Annotated in this window: 15 protein-coding genes and 2 riboswitches; of the genes, 7 read left to right on the top strand and 8 right to left on the bottom strand. The window is 66.8% G+C overall.

All coding sequences use genetic code 11. From position 1 onward, the window contains the following. The first annotated feature begins 19 nt into the window (after positions 1–19). Positions 20–868: a bifunctional methylenetetrahydrofolate dehydrogenase/methenyltetrahydrofolate cyclohydrolase gene (locus MFM001_RS11320; protein ID WP_116375357.1), complete on the top strand. Its 849-nt coding sequence runs from the start codon at positions 20–22 to the stop codon at positions 866–868. Then, the gene (locus tag MFM001_RS11315) at positions 865–1,146 is read left to right on the top strand and encodes a DUF3017 domain-containing protein (RefSeq protein WP_116375356.1); all 282 of its coding nucleotides are present in this window, start codon (positions 865–867) and stop codon (positions 1,144–1,146) included. Before MFM001_RS11320 ends, MFM001_RS11315 begins: the two co-directional genes overlap by 4 nt. On the opposite strand, the gene MFM001_RS11310 is transcribed toward MFM001_RS11315, so the two are convergent. Then, positions 1,147–1,518 (bottom strand): DUF732 domain-containing protein, encoded by a 372-nt coding sequence (locus MFM001_RS11310; protein WP_116375355.1) that lies wholly within the window; start codon positions 1,516–1,518, stop codon positions 1,147–1,149. A 158-nt stretch (positions 1,519–1,676) separates the two neighbouring features. Here MFM001_RS11310 and MFM001_RS11305 point away from each other — a divergent pair, with 158 nt between their 5' ends. After that, complete coding sequence (locus MFM001_RS11305; RefSeq protein ID WP_116375438.1) at positions 1,677–3,113, top strand: FAD-binding oxidoreductase; 1,437 nt, start codon at positions 1,677–1,679, stop codon at positions 3,111–3,113. A gap of 65 nt (positions 3,114–3,178) precedes the next feature. On the opposite strand, the gene MFM001_RS11300 is transcribed toward MFM001_RS11305, so the two are convergent. The 3 genes from MFM001_RS11300 to MFM001_RS11290 are packed head-to-tail and all read right to left on the bottom strand — an operon-like array spanning position 3,179 to position 6,377. After that, positions 3,179–3,910, bottom strand: coding sequence for a class I SAM-dependent methyltransferase (locus MFM001_RS11300; protein ID WP_116375354.1), 732 nt, complete (start codon positions 3,908–3,910; stop codon positions 3,179–3,181). Then, positions 3,907–5,013 (bottom strand): homoserine O-acetyltransferase, encoded by a 1,107-nt coding sequence (locus MFM001_RS11295; RefSeq protein ID WP_116375353.1) that lies wholly within the window; start codon positions 5,011–5,013, stop codon positions 3,907–3,909. Before MFM001_RS11295 ends, MFM001_RS11300 begins: the two co-directional genes overlap by 4 nt. 11 nt (positions 5,014–5,024) lie before the next feature. Further along, positions 5,025–6,377 (bottom strand): bifunctional o-acetylhomoserine/o-acetylserine sulfhydrylase, encoded by a 1,353-nt coding sequence (locus tag MFM001_RS11290; RefSeq protein WP_116375437.1) that lies wholly within the window; start codon positions 6,375–6,377, stop codon positions 5,025–5,027. A gap of 167 nt (positions 6,378–6,544) precedes the next feature. Next, positions 6,545–6,666, bottom strand: a riboswitch (SAM riboswitch). 154 nt (positions 6,667–6,820) lie between these two features. Between MFM001_RS11290 and MFM001_RS11285 the strand changes: the two genes are divergently transcribed. Together MFM001_RS11285 and MFM001_RS11280 are read left to right on the top strand one after the other, a co-directional pair. Then, positions 6,821–9,055, top strand: a complete 2,235-nt coding sequence (locus MFM001_RS11285; RefSeq protein WP_116375352.1) for an NADP-dependent isocitrate dehydrogenase — start codon at positions 6,821–6,823, stop codon at positions 9,053–9,055. 44 nt (positions 9,056–9,099) lie between these two features. Next, positions 9,100–10,332: an NADP-dependent isocitrate dehydrogenase gene (locus MFM001_RS11280; RefSeq protein ID WP_116375435.1), complete on the top strand. Its 1,233-nt coding sequence runs from the start codon at positions 9,100–9,102 to the stop codon at positions 10,330–10,332. Here MFM001_RS11280 and MFM001_RS11275 read toward each other — a convergent pair. After that, positions 10,329–11,162: an alpha/beta fold hydrolase gene (locus tag MFM001_RS11275; RefSeq protein ID WP_116375436.1), complete on the bottom strand. Its 834-nt coding sequence runs from the start codon at positions 11,160–11,162 to the stop codon at positions 10,329–10,331. The genes MFM001_RS11280 and MFM001_RS11275 overlap by 4 nt on opposite strands. A gap of 82 nt (positions 11,163–11,244) precedes the next feature. Between MFM001_RS11275 and trpS the strand changes: the two genes are divergently transcribed. Both trpS and yhjD read left to right on the top strand, forming a co-directional pair. Then, the gene (trpS, locus tag MFM001_RS11270; protein WP_116375351.1) at positions 11,245–12,261 is read left to right on the top strand and encodes a tryptophan--tRNA ligase; all 1,017 of its coding nucleotides are present in this window, start codon (positions 11,245–11,247) and stop codon (positions 12,259–12,261) included. Further along, a complete protein-coding gene (gene yhjD, locus MFM001_RS11265; protein ID WP_116375350.1) occupies positions 12,258–13,280 on the top strand; it encodes an inner membrane protein YhjD in 1,023 nt (340 codons plus the stop codon). Before trpS ends, yhjD begins: the two co-directional genes overlap by 4 nt. On the opposite strand, the gene MFM001_RS11260 is transcribed toward yhjD, so the two are convergent. The 3 genes from MFM001_RS11260 to MFM001_RS11250 form a co-directional block, all read right to left on the bottom strand. Next, the gene (locus MFM001_RS11260) at positions 13,277–13,591 is read right to left on the bottom strand and encodes a multidrug efflux SMR transporter (RefSeq protein WP_116375349.1); all 315 of its coding nucleotides are present in this window, start codon (positions 13,589–13,591) and stop codon (positions 13,277–13,279) included. The two genes, yhjD and MFM001_RS11260, sit on opposite strands and share 4 nt — an antisense overlap. A gap of 11 nt (positions 13,592–13,602) precedes the next feature. Beyond that, positions 13,603–13,669: riboswitch (guanidine-III (ykkC-III) riboswitch) on the bottom strand. A 12-nt stretch (positions 13,670–13,681) separates the two neighbouring features. Beyond that, positions 13,682–14,053 carry a nuclear transport factor 2 family protein gene (locus MFM001_RS11255; protein WP_116375348.1) on the bottom strand — a complete coding sequence of 124 codons (372 nt, stop codon included), beginning with the start codon at positions 14,051–14,053 and terminating at the stop codon, positions 13,682–13,684. A gap of 11 nt (positions 14,054–14,064) precedes the next feature. Then, complete coding sequence (locus MFM001_RS11250) at positions 14,065–14,427, bottom strand: DoxX family protein (protein WP_116375347.1); 363 nt, start codon at positions 14,425–14,427, stop codon at positions 14,065–14,067. Positions 14,428–14,474 lie beyond the last annotated feature (47 nt).

Raw genomic sequence — 14,474 nt, 5'->3', positions numbered from 1 at the left:
CCCGTGAAACAATGCAAGCGTGGGTGCGATCACTTTGGACGGCAAGGCCACACGCGACGAGATCTTCGTCGACCTCAAAGAGCGGGTGGCGGCACTGACCGCTGCCGGCCGCACGCCTGGGCTGGGCACCATCCTGGTCGGCGACGACCCGGGATCGCAGGCCTACGTCCGCGGTAAGCATGCGGATTGCGCCAAGGTCGGCATCACCTCGATCCGCCGCGACCTGCCCGCCGACGTCAGCCAGGCCAAGCTCGACGAGACCATCGACGAGCTCAACGCCAACCCAGAGTGCACCGGTTACATCGTGCAGTTGCCCCTGCCTCGCCAGTTGGACGAGAACGCCGCGCTGGAGCGCGTCGACCCGGACAAAGACGCCGACGGCCTGCATCCCACCAACCTTGGCCGGCTGGTGCTCAACACGCCTGGCCCGCTGCCGTGTACCCCTCGCGGCATCGTGCACTTGCTGCGCCGCTACGACGTGCCGATCGCCGGGGCGCACGTGGTGGTCATCGGCCGGGGTGTGACGGTGGGCCGGCCGCTGGGGCTGCTGCTTACCCGTCGTTCTGAGAACGCCACAGTCACGTTGTGCCACACCAAAACTCGTGATCTTGCTGCGCTGACTCGCCAAGCCGACATCATCGTGGCCGGCGTCGGTGTGCCGCATCTGCTGACCGCCGACATGGTGCGTCCGGGCGCGGCCGTCGTCGACGTGGGTGTCAGCCGCACCGACGACGGGTTGGTCGGTGACGTGCATCCGGACGTGTGGGACGTGGCCGGTCACGTGTCGCCGAACCCGGGCGGGGTCGGCCCGCTGACCCGGGCGTTCCTGCTGACCAACGTCGTCGAACTGGCCGAGGCCGCCGGGTGAGTGTGCGTGCCACCTGGAGGGCGCAGTGGCCGATCTTGTCGGTCGGGCTGATCTTCGCGGCGGCATTCCTGTTGGCGGGCTTGAACTTCTGGCGCCGCGGCGCGCTGCTGATCGGCATCGGGGTGGGGGCGGCCGCCGTGCTGCGGCTGGTGTTGTCCGACGACCGCGCCGGCCTTCTGGTGGTGCGCAGCAAGGGAATTGACTTCGCGACGACGGCGGTGGTGGCGACGACGATGGTCTACATCGCCTCGACGATCGACCCGCTGGGCACGCGTTAGCTAGATACTGGGCATCCCCGGCACCTGAGGCAGATTCGGCATCTGGCCGTTGGCGATCGACCCCATCATCGACGGGCAATACATCGAAATCGCGATGCTGGTGAACATCTGCGCCATGGCCGGCGACATGCCGTTGTTGCCGACCACGCTCGACGCCGCAGAGGCGAATGATCCGCCCGGCTGCGAGAGCATCGGACAAATCGACTGGCCGAGCGCGGCCGTGCCCGCCGGATCCTGGTAGTTGACCCCGGCGCCGTTGAGCGCCGAGAGAAACGAGTCGTCGATCGAGTCTGCTTGCGCCGGCGTCGCAAAGGCCGCAGCCGCCGCGAGCAGGCCGGCGGCAGCTGCCGGTGATATCCAATTGCGACGCATGTCGCGCTCCTCATCTGTTGGGCTTCCAAGGAACACTGAGTCACCCGCATCACGTCTACGACACGGCGAGGTCAAGGTTCGCGCACGTTTGGCTCGACACGCCTGACACAGCATGCGCCAGCCCGGTTTTTGCCAGCCCCGTGGTTGACAATGCGGCGGTGGCTCGTGAGTTCTCACGCAAGACATTTCTACGCGGTGCGGCCGGAGCGTTGGCCGCCGGTGCGGTATTGGGCCCGGTGCGGGCGCGGGCGGAGCCGAATCCCGCTGGCTGGAGCGGTCTTTCGTCCGCCATCGGCGGGCAGGTGCTCACGCCGGGTGACGGTGGCCAATTCGCCACGGCCAAACAGGTTTTCAACACCAACTACAACGACTCGACCCCCGCGGCCGTCGTCGTTCCCTCGTCGGCGGCCGACGTGCAGAAGGCAATGGCATTCGCCGCCGCCCACAACCTCAAGGTCGCGCCGCGCGCGGGTGGCCACTCCTATGTCGGGGCATCGACGGCCAACGGCACCATGGTGATCGATCTGCGTCAGCTGCCCGGCGGGATCAACTACGACGCCGGCAGCGGCTATGTGACGGTGACTCCCGCGACCGATCTGCATGCGATCCACCAGGCGCTTGCCGCCGCCGGTCGCGGCATCCCGACCGGTACCTGCCCGTCGGTCGGTGCGGCCGGGCACGCGCTGGGTGGCGGGCTGGGTGCGCAATCGAGGCATGCCGGCCTGATGTGCGACGCGCTGACGTCCGCAACGGTGGTGCTGCCCAGCGGCCAGGCGGTCACCGCATCGCAGGCGAATAACCCCGACCTGTTCTGGGCGTTACGCGGCGGCGGTGGCGGCAATTTCGGCGTGACTACCTCGCTGACCTTCGCCACTTTCCCCACCGGCGACGTCGACGCGGTGAACCTCAATTTCCCGCCGCAGTCGTTCGCTGCGGTCCTGGTCGGGTGGCAGAACTGGCTGCGGACCGCCGACCGAAACAGCTGGGCCCTGGCCGACGCCACCGTCGACGCGATGGGCACGCACTGTCGTATCCTCGCCACCTGCCCGGCCGGGTCCGGTAGCAGCGTGGCGGGCGCCATCACCAAAGCCGTTGGGGTGCAGCCGACCGGGACCGAGAACCACACGTTCAACTATTTGGACCTGGTCAACTACCTGGCCGTCGGGAACCTCAACCCGTCGCCGCTGGGATATGTCGGCGGTTCCGATGTTTTCACGACGATCACGCCGGCCGCCGCCCAGGGAATCGCCTCGGCGGTCAACGCCTTTCCGCGTGGCGCGGGCCGCATGTTGGCGATCATGCACGCCCTCGATGGCGCCCTGGCCGGCGTCGCCCCGAACGCCACCGCCTTCCCGTGGCGCCGGCAGTCTGCGCTGGTGCAGTGGTACGTCGAAACTGGTGACCCGGCGGCGGCCACCAGCTGGCTGAGTACCGCACACCAAGCGGTACAGCCATTTTCGGTCGGCGGCTACGTGAACTACCTCGAAGCGAACCAGCCGGCGTCGCGGTACTTCGGCCCCAATATGGGCCAGCTGGCCGCTGTGCGGCAGAAGTACGACCCCGGCCGGGTCATGTTCTCCGGGCTGAACTTCTAAGCCGCCGAGTGTGGACTTATTGCACGGAAATCGCGAAACACCGTGCAACAACTCCACATTCGGCGCTACGAAAGCGTGGCCCGCACGCACACCGTGACGTAGGGCAGCGCAAGGCCGTTGTTGTTGGCCAGCGCCGGATGGGTGGCCAACAATTCCCGAACCTGGTCCAGCGTCTTGGTGCGCACCTCGGTCGGTGAGGTGATGCAGTAGCTGCGCGACGCCACGAGGTCGATAAGTGCTTGCGGCGTCAGGTAATTCGTCCACTCGACCTGATGACGCTCGACGCCGGTGAACGGGTCCGGGAGAGTGGCCCGGCCGCGGGCGGGATCGCCGTCGCTGCCGATGATGCGGCCCAGCTCGCGCACCCAGCCGAGCCGCTCGTCGCGGGTGTTCCACAGCAGGCCCAGCCGCCCGCCCGGGCGCAAGACCCGGGCGACCTCCGGAATCGCCCGCGACGGCTCGAACCAATGCCACGCCTGGGCAACCAGCACCGCGTCAACACTGTTGTCGGCCAACGGAATTTCTTCTGCGGTCCCCAGCAGCGCCGGGGTGTCCGGAAGCGAGCTGCGCAGCACGTCGAGCATTTCGGGAATCGGGTCGACGGCCACCACATCCAGCCCGCGCTCCACCAGCCGGGTGGTCAGCTTGCCGGTTCCCGCGCCCAGGTCGAGCACGTCGCGGGCGCCCGTCGGCAGCAGCCAGTCGATGGCCTCCGGCGGGTACGACGGGCGGCCCCGCTCGTAGGCGGCCGCTTCCGCGCCGAACGACAGCGAGCGGTCTTGCCTGGAGCGAGTCACCGCGACCGCACCAAATCCAAAGTCTGCCGCACCAATTCGCCGACCGCCTCGGACTCCACCAAAAAGCCGTCGTGCCCGTAGATCGAGTCGACAACCTGCAGCCCCGAGCAGCCCGGCAACAATTCGGCCAATTCCTCCTGCAGCCGCAGCGGGTACAGCCGGTCGGAGGTGATACCGCCGACCACCGCCGGGACAGGGCAGCCGCGCAGCGCCGCGGCCACCCCGCCGCGGCCGCGGCCGACGTCGTGGCGGCTCAACGCCTCGGTGAGCACCACATAGCTGCCGGCGTCGAACCGGGACACCAGTTTGCTGCCCTGGTGCTCGAGATAACTCTGCACCGCGTAGCGGCCGTCGTCCTGGACGTCATTGGCGAACCTGGTGTCCAGCTCGACCTCGCCGCGGTACGTCAGATGCGCGAAGCGCCGGGCGATCTGCAGTCCGGCGTCGGGTGTGCGCCCGGTGCCGTGGTAGTCGCCGTCCTGCCAGTTCGGGTCGGCCTTGATCGCCGCGATTTGCGTGCACTGCGTGCCGATCTGGTCGGCGGTGGCGCGCGCGCCGACCGCCAGCAGCAACCCGGACCGGACCCGGTCGGGATGGCTGACCATCCACTCCAGCGCCCGCGCGCCGCCCATCGAGCCCCCGACGACGGCAGCCACCTCGGTGATGCCGAGGGCGGCCAGTGCGGCCACGTCGGCCTCCACCTGGTCGCGCACCGAGATCAGCGGAAACCTTGAGCCCCAGGGCTTTCCGTCGCGGGCCAGTGAGCTGGGGCCCGTCGAGCCCCGGCAGCCGCCCAGCACGTTGGTGGCCACCGCACACCAGCGGTCGGTGTCGATCGGTGCGCCCGGCCCGGCGATACCGTCCCACCAGCCCGGCGTCGGATGGCCGGGACCGGCGGGTCCGGTGATGTGCGAATCACCGGTCAGCGCGTGCAGCACCACCACGACGTTGTCGCGCGCCGGGGACAATTCGCCCCAGCGCTGCAGTGCGATACAGACGTCGTCGATCACCTCGCCGCTTTCCAGCTTCAGCGAGCCGATGTCGACCACCCCCACCTCGCCTTCGGCGGGCAGCGTCTGGGTCGGCACGTCGGAGATCGTCACCTCAGCCCCCCTCAGAACGCCGCCACGGCTTGCGGATCGGCGGAGTCCCGGTGCGCGCGGGCCGCGGCGAAACCGAGCTCGAGGTCGGCCAGGATGTCGTCGATGCCCTCGATGCCGACCGCCAGCCGCACCAACCCCGGGCTGACGCCGGTGGACAGCTGCTCCTCGGGGCTGAGCTGCGAGTGCGTCGTGGAGGCCGGGTGGATCACCAGCGAGCGCACGTCGCCGATGTTGGCGACGTGGCTGTGCAGCTGCAGCGCGTTGACGAACGCCTTGCCGGCCGCCACTCCGCCGGCCAGTTCGAAGGCCAGCACGGCGCCAACGCCCTTGGGCGCCAACTTCTTTGCTCGCTCGTGCCACGGCGAGCTGGGCAGCCCGGCGTAGTTGACCGAGACCACGTCGTCGCGGCCGGCGAGGAACTCGGCAACCCGCTGCGCATTGGCCACATGCCGCTCAACGCGCAAGCTGAGCGTTTCTAATCCCTGGGCCACCAGGAACGCGTTGAACGGCGAGGCTGCCGAGCCGTAGTCGCGCAGCAGCTGCACCCGGGCCTTGAGCGCGAACGCCGGCGGACCCAGCTCGGCGTACACCACGCCGTGGTAGCTCGGGTCGGGCGTGGTGAAACCGGGGAAGCGGCCACCCGTCCAGTCGAAGGTGCCGCCGTCGACGATCACCCCGGCGATCGCCGAGCCGTGCCCGCCGAGGTACTTGGTGGCCGAATGCACCACGATGTCGGCGCCCTGGGCGATCGGCTGGATCAGGTACGGGGTGGCGATGGTGTTGTCGACGATCAGCGGCAGGCCGTGCTCGTGGGCCACCGCCGACACCGCGGGCGTGTCGAGGATGTCGATCTGCGGGTTTGAGATGGTCTCGGCGAAAAACGCCTTGGTGTTCGGCCGCACCGCCGATCGCCACGAGTCCAGGTTGTCGGGGTCGTCGATGAACGTGACCTCGACGCCGAGCTTGGCCAGCGAATGGTGGAACAGGTTGTAAGTGCCGCCGTAGAGCCGCGGGCTGGACACGACGTGGTCGCCCGCGCCGGCAATGTTCAGGATCGCGAACGTCGCCGCTGCCTGGCCGGACGCCAGAAACAGCGCGGCCACCCCGCCCTCGAGCGCGGCAACCCGCTGCTCGACGACGTCGGTGGTCGGGTTCATGATCCGGGTGTAAATGTTGCCGGGCACTTCCAGCCCGAACAGCGCCGCCGCGTGCGCCGTGTCGTCGAAGGTGTAGGAGGTGGTCTGGTAGATCGGCAGCGCCCGGGCGTGGGTGGCCGGGTCGGGCCGCTGGCCGGCGTGGATCTGCTTGGTCTCGAACGACCAGTGCGCGGCCGGATCGCTGTCGGTGGTCTGCTCAGCGCTCATCTGCATGCTTTCTGCTGGAAGGTTCGGGTTGCTCGCAGGGCTGCGGGACGCCATCGCACGACGACGTCAACCGGCAGGCCTGCGTTCAGCAACTGTGAGACACGATGGGCCGGCCCAAATAGGCGCGCATCAGGTTTCCCTGTCTACTCGGGGGGCCCGTCACGGCGGACCCGCGCTTGCCGCGTAGCCGGTTCTCGGCTACATCAACCTGGTCATCACCCGGGGCACCCCACCGCGGTTGGAGGGTTGCCGGCCAGCAAGCCGGGGCTTTGCGCTGGCGCTCATGACCGACCTGCAGCTTATCGCACGTCGGCGACCTGATGCCACTGGGCTATTGGTGGCGACCCGCGGCGCCCCGCTCCGCCTCGTACGGGATACTGGCAACCACCGCCATAAACGTGCAGATCCAAAAGACCTGACCGACAGCGACGCCGGGAGAAACCATGAGCGCCGAGCAGCCGACCATCATCTACACGCTGACCGACGAGGCGCCGCTGCTGGCGACGTACGCGTTTCTGCCGATCGTGCGTGCCTTCACCGAGCCGGCCGGCATCAACGTGCAGACCAGCGACATCTCCGTGGCGACCCGCATCCTGGCCGAGTTCCCCGACCACCTGAGCGAAGACCAGCGCGTGCCGGACAACCTGGCCGAGCTGGGCCAGCTGACGCAGTCGCCGGACACCAACATCATCAAGCTGCCCAACATCAGCGCCTCGGTGCCGCAGCTGGTGGCCGCCATCCGGGAACTGCAGGAAAAGGGGTTCAAGGTTCCCGACTATCCGGAGAACCCGAAGACCGACGCGGAACGAGAGATCCGCAAGCGATACGCCAACGTATTGGGCAGTGCGGTGAACCCCGTTCTGCGGCAAGGCAACTCGGACCGTCGCGCGCCGAAGGCGGTCAAGGAGTACGCGCGCAAGCACCCGCACAGCATGGGCGAGTGGTCGATGGCGTCGCGCACTCACGTGGCAACCATGCGCCACGGCGACTTCTACCACGGCGAGAAGTCGATGACGCTGGACCGTGCCCGCGGCGTGAAGATGGTGCTGGAGACCAAGAGCGGCCAGACCATCGTGCTCAAGCCACAGGTGTCGCTGCTCGACGGCGACATCATCGACTCGATGTTCATGAGCAAAAAGGCGCTGTGCGAGTTCTACGAGGAGCAGATGGAGGACGCCCGCCAAACCGGCGTGATGTTCTCGCTGCACGTCAAGGCGACGATGATGAAGGTCAGCCACCCCATCGTGTTCGGCCACGCCGTCAAGGTGTTCTACAAGGACGCCTTCGCCAAGCACCAGAAGTTGTTCGACGAGCTGGGGGTCAACGTCAACAACGGCTTGGTCGACCTCTACAGCAAGATCGAGTCGCTGCCCGCCTCGCAACACGAGGAGGTCATCCGCGACCTGCACGCCTGCCACGAACACCGGCCCGAGCTGGCCATGGTGGATTCGGCCAAGGGAATCTCCAACTTCCATTCGCCTTCCGACGTGATCGTGGACGCGTCGATGCCCGCGATGATCCGCGCCGGCGGCAAGATGTACGGCGCCGACGGGCGGCAAAAGGACACCAAGGCGGTCAACCCCGAATCCACGTTCGCCCGGATCTACCAGGAGATCATCAACTTCTGCAAGACCAACGGCCAATTCGACCCCGCCACCATGGGCACCGTCCCCAACGTCGGCCTGATGGCACAGCAGGCCGAGGAGTACGGCTCGCACGACAAGACGTTCGAGATCCCCGAGGACGGCGTCGCCAATATCGTCGACCTCACCACCGGCGAAGTGCTGCTGAGCCAGAACGTGGAAGCCGGCGACATCTGGCGCATGCCGATCGTGCGGGATGCGCCGATTCGGGACTGGGTCAAGCTGGCGGTCACCCGGGCGCGCAATTCCGGTATGCCCGTGGTGTTTTGGCTCGACGACGAGCGTCCGCACGAGAACGAGCTGCGCAAGAAAGTCGAGACCTATCTCAAGGACCACGACACCGAGGGCCTGGACATCCGCATCATGCCGCAGGTGTGGGCCATGCGGTACACGCTGGAGCGATTGATCCGCGGCAAGGACACCATCGCCGCCACCGGCAACATCCTGCGCGACTACCTCACCGACCTGTTCCCAATCCTGGAGCTGGGCACCAGCGCCAAGATGCTGTCCATCGTGCCGCTGATGGCCGGCGGTGGCATGTACGAAACCGGGGCCGGCGGTTCTGCGCCCAAGCACGTGCACCAGCTGGTGGAGGAAAACCACCTGCGCTGGGATTCGCTCGGTGAATTCCTCGCGCTGGGCGCCTGTTTCGAAGACGTGGGGATCAAGACCGGCAACGAGCGGGCCAAGATCCTGGGCAAGACACTGGATGCCGCGATCGGCAAGCTGCTGGACAACAACAAGAGCCCGTCGCGCAAGACCGGCGAGCTCGACAACCGCGGGAGCCAGTTCTACCTCGCCATGTACTGGGCGCAAGAACTGGCCGCGCAGACCGATGACCCGCAGCTGCGCGAACACTTCGCCGCGCTGGCCGACGCGCTGGCCAAGAACGAAGACGACATCGTGGCCGAACTCAACGAGACGCAGGGCAAGCCGGTGGACATCGGCGGCTACTACGCGCCGGACGCCGCGATGACGACGGCGGTGATGCGGCCGAGCAAGACGTTCAACGCCGCGCTGGGTGCAGCCGGCTAGTTTGCCGCGTCCCGTCCGCGGCGCCCGCTTGTACTGTGGGCTTCATGTCCGGCAAATCCAAGATCAAGGTCGAAGGCACGGTCGTCGAGCTCGACGGTGACGAGATGACCCGCGTCATCTGGCAGTGGATCAAAGACCTGCTGATCTTTCCGCACCTCGACATCGACCTTGCCTACTACGACCTGGGCATCGAGAACCGCGACGCCACCGATGACCAGGTGACGATCGACTCGGCGTACGCGATCAAAAAGCACGGCGTCGGCGTCAAGTGCGCCACGATCACCCCCGACGAGGCCCGGGTCAAGGAATTCGATCTCAAGCACATGTGGTCCTCGCCCAACGGGACGATCCGAAACATCTTGGGCGGCACAATCTTTCGTGAGCCGATCATCATCTCGAATATTCCGCGGCTGGTGCCCGGCTGGAAGAAGCCAATCATCATCGGCCGCCACGCTTTTGGCGATCAGTACCGGGCGACCAACTTTGCGGTGGACAAGCCCGGGCGCGTCACGCTGACCTTCACTCCGAGCGACGGCAGTGAGCCGATCATCCACGAGATGGTGTCCATTCCCGAAGACGGGGGCGTCGTGATGGGGATGTACAACTTCAAGCGATCCATCGAGGATTTCGCGCGGGCGTCGTTCGCCTATGGGCTGCAAGAGAACTACCCGGTGTATCTGTCGACCAAGAACACCATCCTCAAGACGTACGACGGAATGTTCAAAGACGAGTTCCAGCGCATCTACGACGAGGAGTTCAAGGACCGCTTCGAAGAAGCGGGACTGACCTACGAGCACCGGCTGATCGACGACATGGTTGCCGCCTGCCTCAAGTGGGAGGGCGGCTATGTGTGGGCGTGCAAGAACTACGACGGCGACGTGCAATCCGATGCGATCGCCCAGGGCTACGGCTCGCTGGGGCTGATGACGTCGGTGCTGATGACCGCCGACGGCCAGACGGTCGAGGCCGAAGCCGCCCACGGCACCGTCACCCGGCACTTCCGGCAGTACCAGGAGGGCAAGCCGACCTCAACCAACCCGATCGCCTCGATCTATGCGTGGACCCGGGGATTGCAGCACCGCGGCAAGCTGGACGACACCCCCGAGGTGAGCGACTTCGCCGAGAAGCTGGAAGAGGTCGTGGTCTCCACGGTCGAGAACGGGCAGATGACCAAGGACCTAGCGTTGCTGATCGGCGACGACCAGGAGTGGCGGACCAGCGAGGAATTCCTCAACACGATCGCCGAGAACTTGGAAAAGGCGCTCGCGGGGGACTAGGCCTCGATTGCCCGGGGCGGCGTGCAGTACTGGTCGAGGAAGTCAAGGATGACCTCCGTGATCCGGCCCGGCGCCTCGAACATCGGGATGTGCCCGAGGCCGTCGAGTTCGGTCACTTGCGTTCCCTCGGGCAGATGCGACCGGAAGTACCGGTGGGACCTCGGCCCGGGGAACACCCGGTCCTTCTCGCAGATCACCAGGTGCGCGGGGACGGCGGTGTGCGCCAAGTCCACCAGGCCGGGTCCCAGCAGCGCCTTGAGTAGCAGCTGGAAGTAGGCCGGGCAGTGCGCGACGTCGTCGACGATCGCGTGCAGTTCGGTCTCGCTGACCCCGTCCGGTGACGCGCTGATCGGCAGCGTGGCCAACCGGCGGGCCAGCGGCAACCGCAGCGCCCGCGGCCCCAGCCAGCGGGCCAGCGCCCAGACCGGCATGCCTAAGACGAACTTCGCGATCACCTCGAACTTCGTCGGGGTCCACCGACTCCAGCCGCCGGCCGGGGCGATGCCGGTGACGGTTCGCGCGCGCCCGCGGCTCTCCAGCTCGAAGGCCACCCAGCCGCCCAGCGAATTGCCGACGATGTGGGCGGTGTTCCAGCCCAACTCGTCGAGTTGCCGCTCGACGTGGTCGGCCAGCACCGAGGAGCTCAGGAACCACGTGCCGGCGTAGGGGCCGCCGTTGTGGCCGGCCATTGTGGGCGCGAACACCTCGTAGCGGCCGGTGTCGGCCAGCTGCTGGGCGACCGTGTCCCATACGATCTGCGAGATCAGGAACGGGTGCAGCAGGACGACCGGTTCGCCGGAGCCCAGATGGATAGGTGCGCGGGTGACCATGCTGCCGACAGTAAGGTGATACCGCCGGTACCGCAAGCACAGGGCATCCGGCTCGGCGGCGGCGTGAAAAGATCGAGTCATCATGAGCACCGCAACCGGATTGCGCCGGGTCTTCTCCGGCGTGCAGCCCACCTCCGACTCGATGCACCTCGGCAACGCGTTGGGGGCGGTGACCCACTGGGCCGACCTGCAGGACAACCACGACGCGTTCTTCTGCGTCGTCGACCTGCACGCCATCACCATCCCGCAGCACCCGGAGGTGCTGCGGCGCCGCACACTCGTCACCGCCGCGCAGTACCTGGCGCTGGGTATCGATCCGGCCCGCAGCACGATCTTCGTGCAAAGCCACGTGCCCGCCCACACCCAACTGGCATGGGTGCTGGGCTGTTTCACCGGTTTCGGCCAGGCCTCGCGGATGACGCAGTTCAAGGACAAGTCGACGCGGCAGGGCAGTGAGTCGACGACGGTGGGCCTGTTCACCTACCCGGTGCTGCAGGCCGCCGACGTGCTGGCCTACGACGCCGAGCTGGTGCCGGTGGGGGAGGACCAGCGCCAGCACCTCGAGCTGGCCCGCGACGTCGCGCAGCGGTTCAACAGCCGGTTCCCGGACACCTTCGTGGTTCCCGACCTGCTCATCCCCAAGGTGACCGCCAAGATCTACGACCTGGCCGACCCGTCGTCGAAGATGAGCAAGTCGGCGGCCACCGACGCCGGCCTGATCAACCTGCTCGACGATCCGTCCTTGTCCGCCAAGAAGATTCGTTCGGCAGTGACGGACAGCGAACGCGAAATCCGTTACGACCCGGACGCCAAGCCCGGGGTGTCGAACTTGTTGGTCATCCAGTCCGCAGTGACCGGCACCGACGTCGACACCTTGGTTGCGGGCTACACCGGGCGCGGCTACGGCGATTTGAAGAAGGACACTGCCGAGGCCGTCGTCGAATTCGTGACACCGATCAAGGCCCGTGTCGACGAATTGCTCGCCGACCCCGCCGAATTGGAAGCCGTGTTGGGCAACGGTGCGGCACGCGCCCAGGACGTCGCCGCAAAGACCGTCGACCGGGTCTACGACCGGCTAGGATTCCTACCCCATAGATGAGCGAACCCGGCGGACCTGGAATCCTCGATCGGCTGCGAACGCGATACGGGTGGTTCGACCACGTCATGCTGGCCAATGAACGCTTCGACGACTGCAAGGGCAACTACTTCGCCGCGGGGCTGACCTATTACACGATCCTCGCGTTATTCCCTTTGCTGATGGTTGGTTTCGCAGTCGGCGGGTTCGTGCTATCACGTAGACCCGACATCTTGCACCAGATCGACAACAAGGTGAGGGCCAGCGTCCCCGGCAATCTGGGGCAGCAGGTGATCGACCTGATGAATTCGGCGATCGACTCTCGGGCGTCGGTCGGCATCATCGGTCTGGCCGCCGCGGGATGGGCCGGTTTGAGCTGGATGGCCAACCTGCGCGAAGCGCTGAGCGCGATGTGGAAGCAGCGTGCCCAGTCGCCGGGCTTTGTCCGCACCAAACTCTCGGATTTGGCGGCGATGGGGTCCTCGTTCGTGGCAATCCTGGCCACCCTGGCGTTGAGCGTGCTGGCCAGTGCCCGGCCGATGGCCAAACTGCTTGGCTGGCTTGGGATTCACCACTTTCCGGTGCTCGACGGGATCCTGCGCGGTGTCTCCGTGTTGATGTCGGTGTTGGTATCGTGGCTGGTGTTCACCTGGATGATCGCCCGGTTGCCGCGCGAGTCGATCAGCTTCGCCAGCGCGGTGCGGGCCGGGTTGCTCGCGGCGCTGGGCTTCGAGTTGTTCAAGCTCGTCGGGTCGATCTATCTGCAGTCGGTGCTGCGCACCCCGGCGGGTGCCACGTTCGGACCGGTGCTGGGCTTGATGGTGTTCGTCTACGTGACCGCGCGGCTGCTGCTGTTCGCCACCGCGTGGGCGGCGACGTCACCGGAAAACCTGCTTGCGACGCCTGTCGAGCCGCCCGAGCCGGCGGTGATCACCCCGCGGGTACAGGTCGACGACGGCCTGAGCATGCGGCAGGCGTTGACTGCTGCGGCCGCGGGAGCCGTTGGCGTGCTGGGCATTTCCCGGCTGGTCCGGCGGCGCTAGCTCACCAGCTTCAGGCCGACGATGCAGCCGACCACCCCGGCGATCAGCACGACTTTCACCAGTGATGCGGCCTCGTCGCCGGTCAGCATCGCGTAGGCAACGGTGAGCGCCGCGCCGATGCCCACCCACACCGCGTAGCTGGTTCCGGTTGGCAGACTGCGCATCGCGAACGCCAGCCCGGCCATCGACAGCGTCAGCGACACCGCAAAAACCAGCGACGGTGCCAGCTTCGAGAAGCCGTCCGAGCGGTTCAATGCGGTCGCCCACACCGCCTCGAGCGCACCCGAGACCACCAACACCAGCCAGGCCATCACACACCTCCACGGCGCCGTCTTGTCGCTGGCCGGGTACGGTGCCCCTCGTCCGGTGTCTCTTGCCGACGGGGTCGACGATAGCAAAAGCTATGAGCGCTCGCCCTTTCCGAGCTCCGCACTCATCTTCTCGGCGAACACCGTGGCGGCCTTGAGCGGCCGGACCATCACCGTCAACTCGTCGATCAAGCCGTCTTCGCGAGTATGGATGAAGTCACAGCCCTGGATGTCCAGGCCGTCCACCGTGGCGCGGAACATCAAAGCCGTGGTGTCCGTGCTGATTTCCTTCTCGAAGTGAAACCCCTCCAACACGGTTGCGACCGCTGAGACGATGGTCGCGACCGCCTCCCGGCCGATGTAGGGGCGGTGCGCGACGGGGCTGTGCAACACCACGTCGTCGGTGAACAGCTTTCCGATGGTGCTGATTTCGCCGGTCTCGACGGCAGCGCGAAATGCATGCATTGCTAATCCCTTCAGACCGCTCTGCCGACGGCGACGAGGACCGCGGCGACCAGAATCATCGCCGTCAGTGCGACGTTACGTGGCTCGCGAAGGTACGCATGCGAGCTGACGGCGCCGACCATGACGACGGCGAAGCCAGCCGCGGCGAGCGGAGTCAGGTATTCCGCGACGCCGACAAGGCGCGGCAGCAGAATCCCGACGGCGCCGAGCAGTTCGGCCAGCGCGGTGACACGGATCACCGGCAACGGGAACGGCGCAACGCCGGTTTGTCCGCTGGCGATGAGTCGTGCCTTGGGCTGGCTGATCTTCGCCAGCCCGGACGCCGCGAAGATGACGGCGAGTATTACTTGCAGGCTCCACAGCAGGACGTTCATGGTGACCTCCGGATCGGGTGTGGTTCATAGGTATGACGCCGCACCGG

The organism is Mycobacterium sp. MFM001 (assembly GCF_003402475.1).
Classification (GTDB): Bacteria; Actinomycetota; Actinomycetes; order Mycobacteriales; family Mycobacteriaceae; genus Mycobacterium.
This window is presented reverse-complemented; position numbering and strand designations above follow the sequence as displayed.

Coding starts and splice junctions, on each gene's coding strand:
- trpS (WP_116375351.1), top strand. CDS start 11,245: ATGAGCACCGCAACCGGATTGCGCCGGGTCTTCTCCGGCGTGCAGCCC.
- MFM001_RS11280 (WP_116375435.1), top strand. CDS start 9,100: ATGTCCGGCAAATCCAAGATCAAGGTCGAAGGCACGGTCGTCGAGCTC.
- MFM001_RS11260 (WP_116375349.1), bottom strand. CDS start 13,591: ATGGCCTGGCTGGTGTTGGTGGTCTCGGGTGCGCTCGAGGCGGTGTGG.
- MFM001_RS11250 (WP_116375347.1), bottom strand. CDS start 14,427: ATGAACGTCCTGCTGTGGAGCCTGCAAGTAATACTCGCCGTCATCTTC.
- MFM001_RS11285 (WP_116375352.1), top strand. CDS start 6,821: ATGAGCGCCGAGCAGCCGACCATCATCTACACGCTGACCGACGAGGCG.
- MFM001_RS11255 (WP_116375348.1), bottom strand. CDS start 14,053: ATGCATGCATTTCGCGCTGCCGTCGAGACCGGCGAAATCAGCACCATC.
- MFM001_RS11310 (WP_116375355.1), bottom strand. CDS start 1,518: ATGCGTCGCAATTGGATATCACCGGCAGCTGCCGCCGGCCTGCTCGCG.
- yhjD (WP_116375350.1), top strand. CDS start 12,258: ATGAGCGAACCCGGCGGACCTGGAATCCTCGATCGGCTGCGAACGCGA.
- MFM001_RS11275 (WP_116375436.1), bottom strand. CDS start 11,162: ATGGTCACCCGCGCACCTATCCATCTGGGCTCCGGCGAACCGGTCGTC.
- MFM001_RS11290 (WP_116375437.1), bottom strand. CDS start 6,377: ATGAGCGCTGAGCAGACCACCGACAGCGATCCGGCCGCGCACTGGTCG.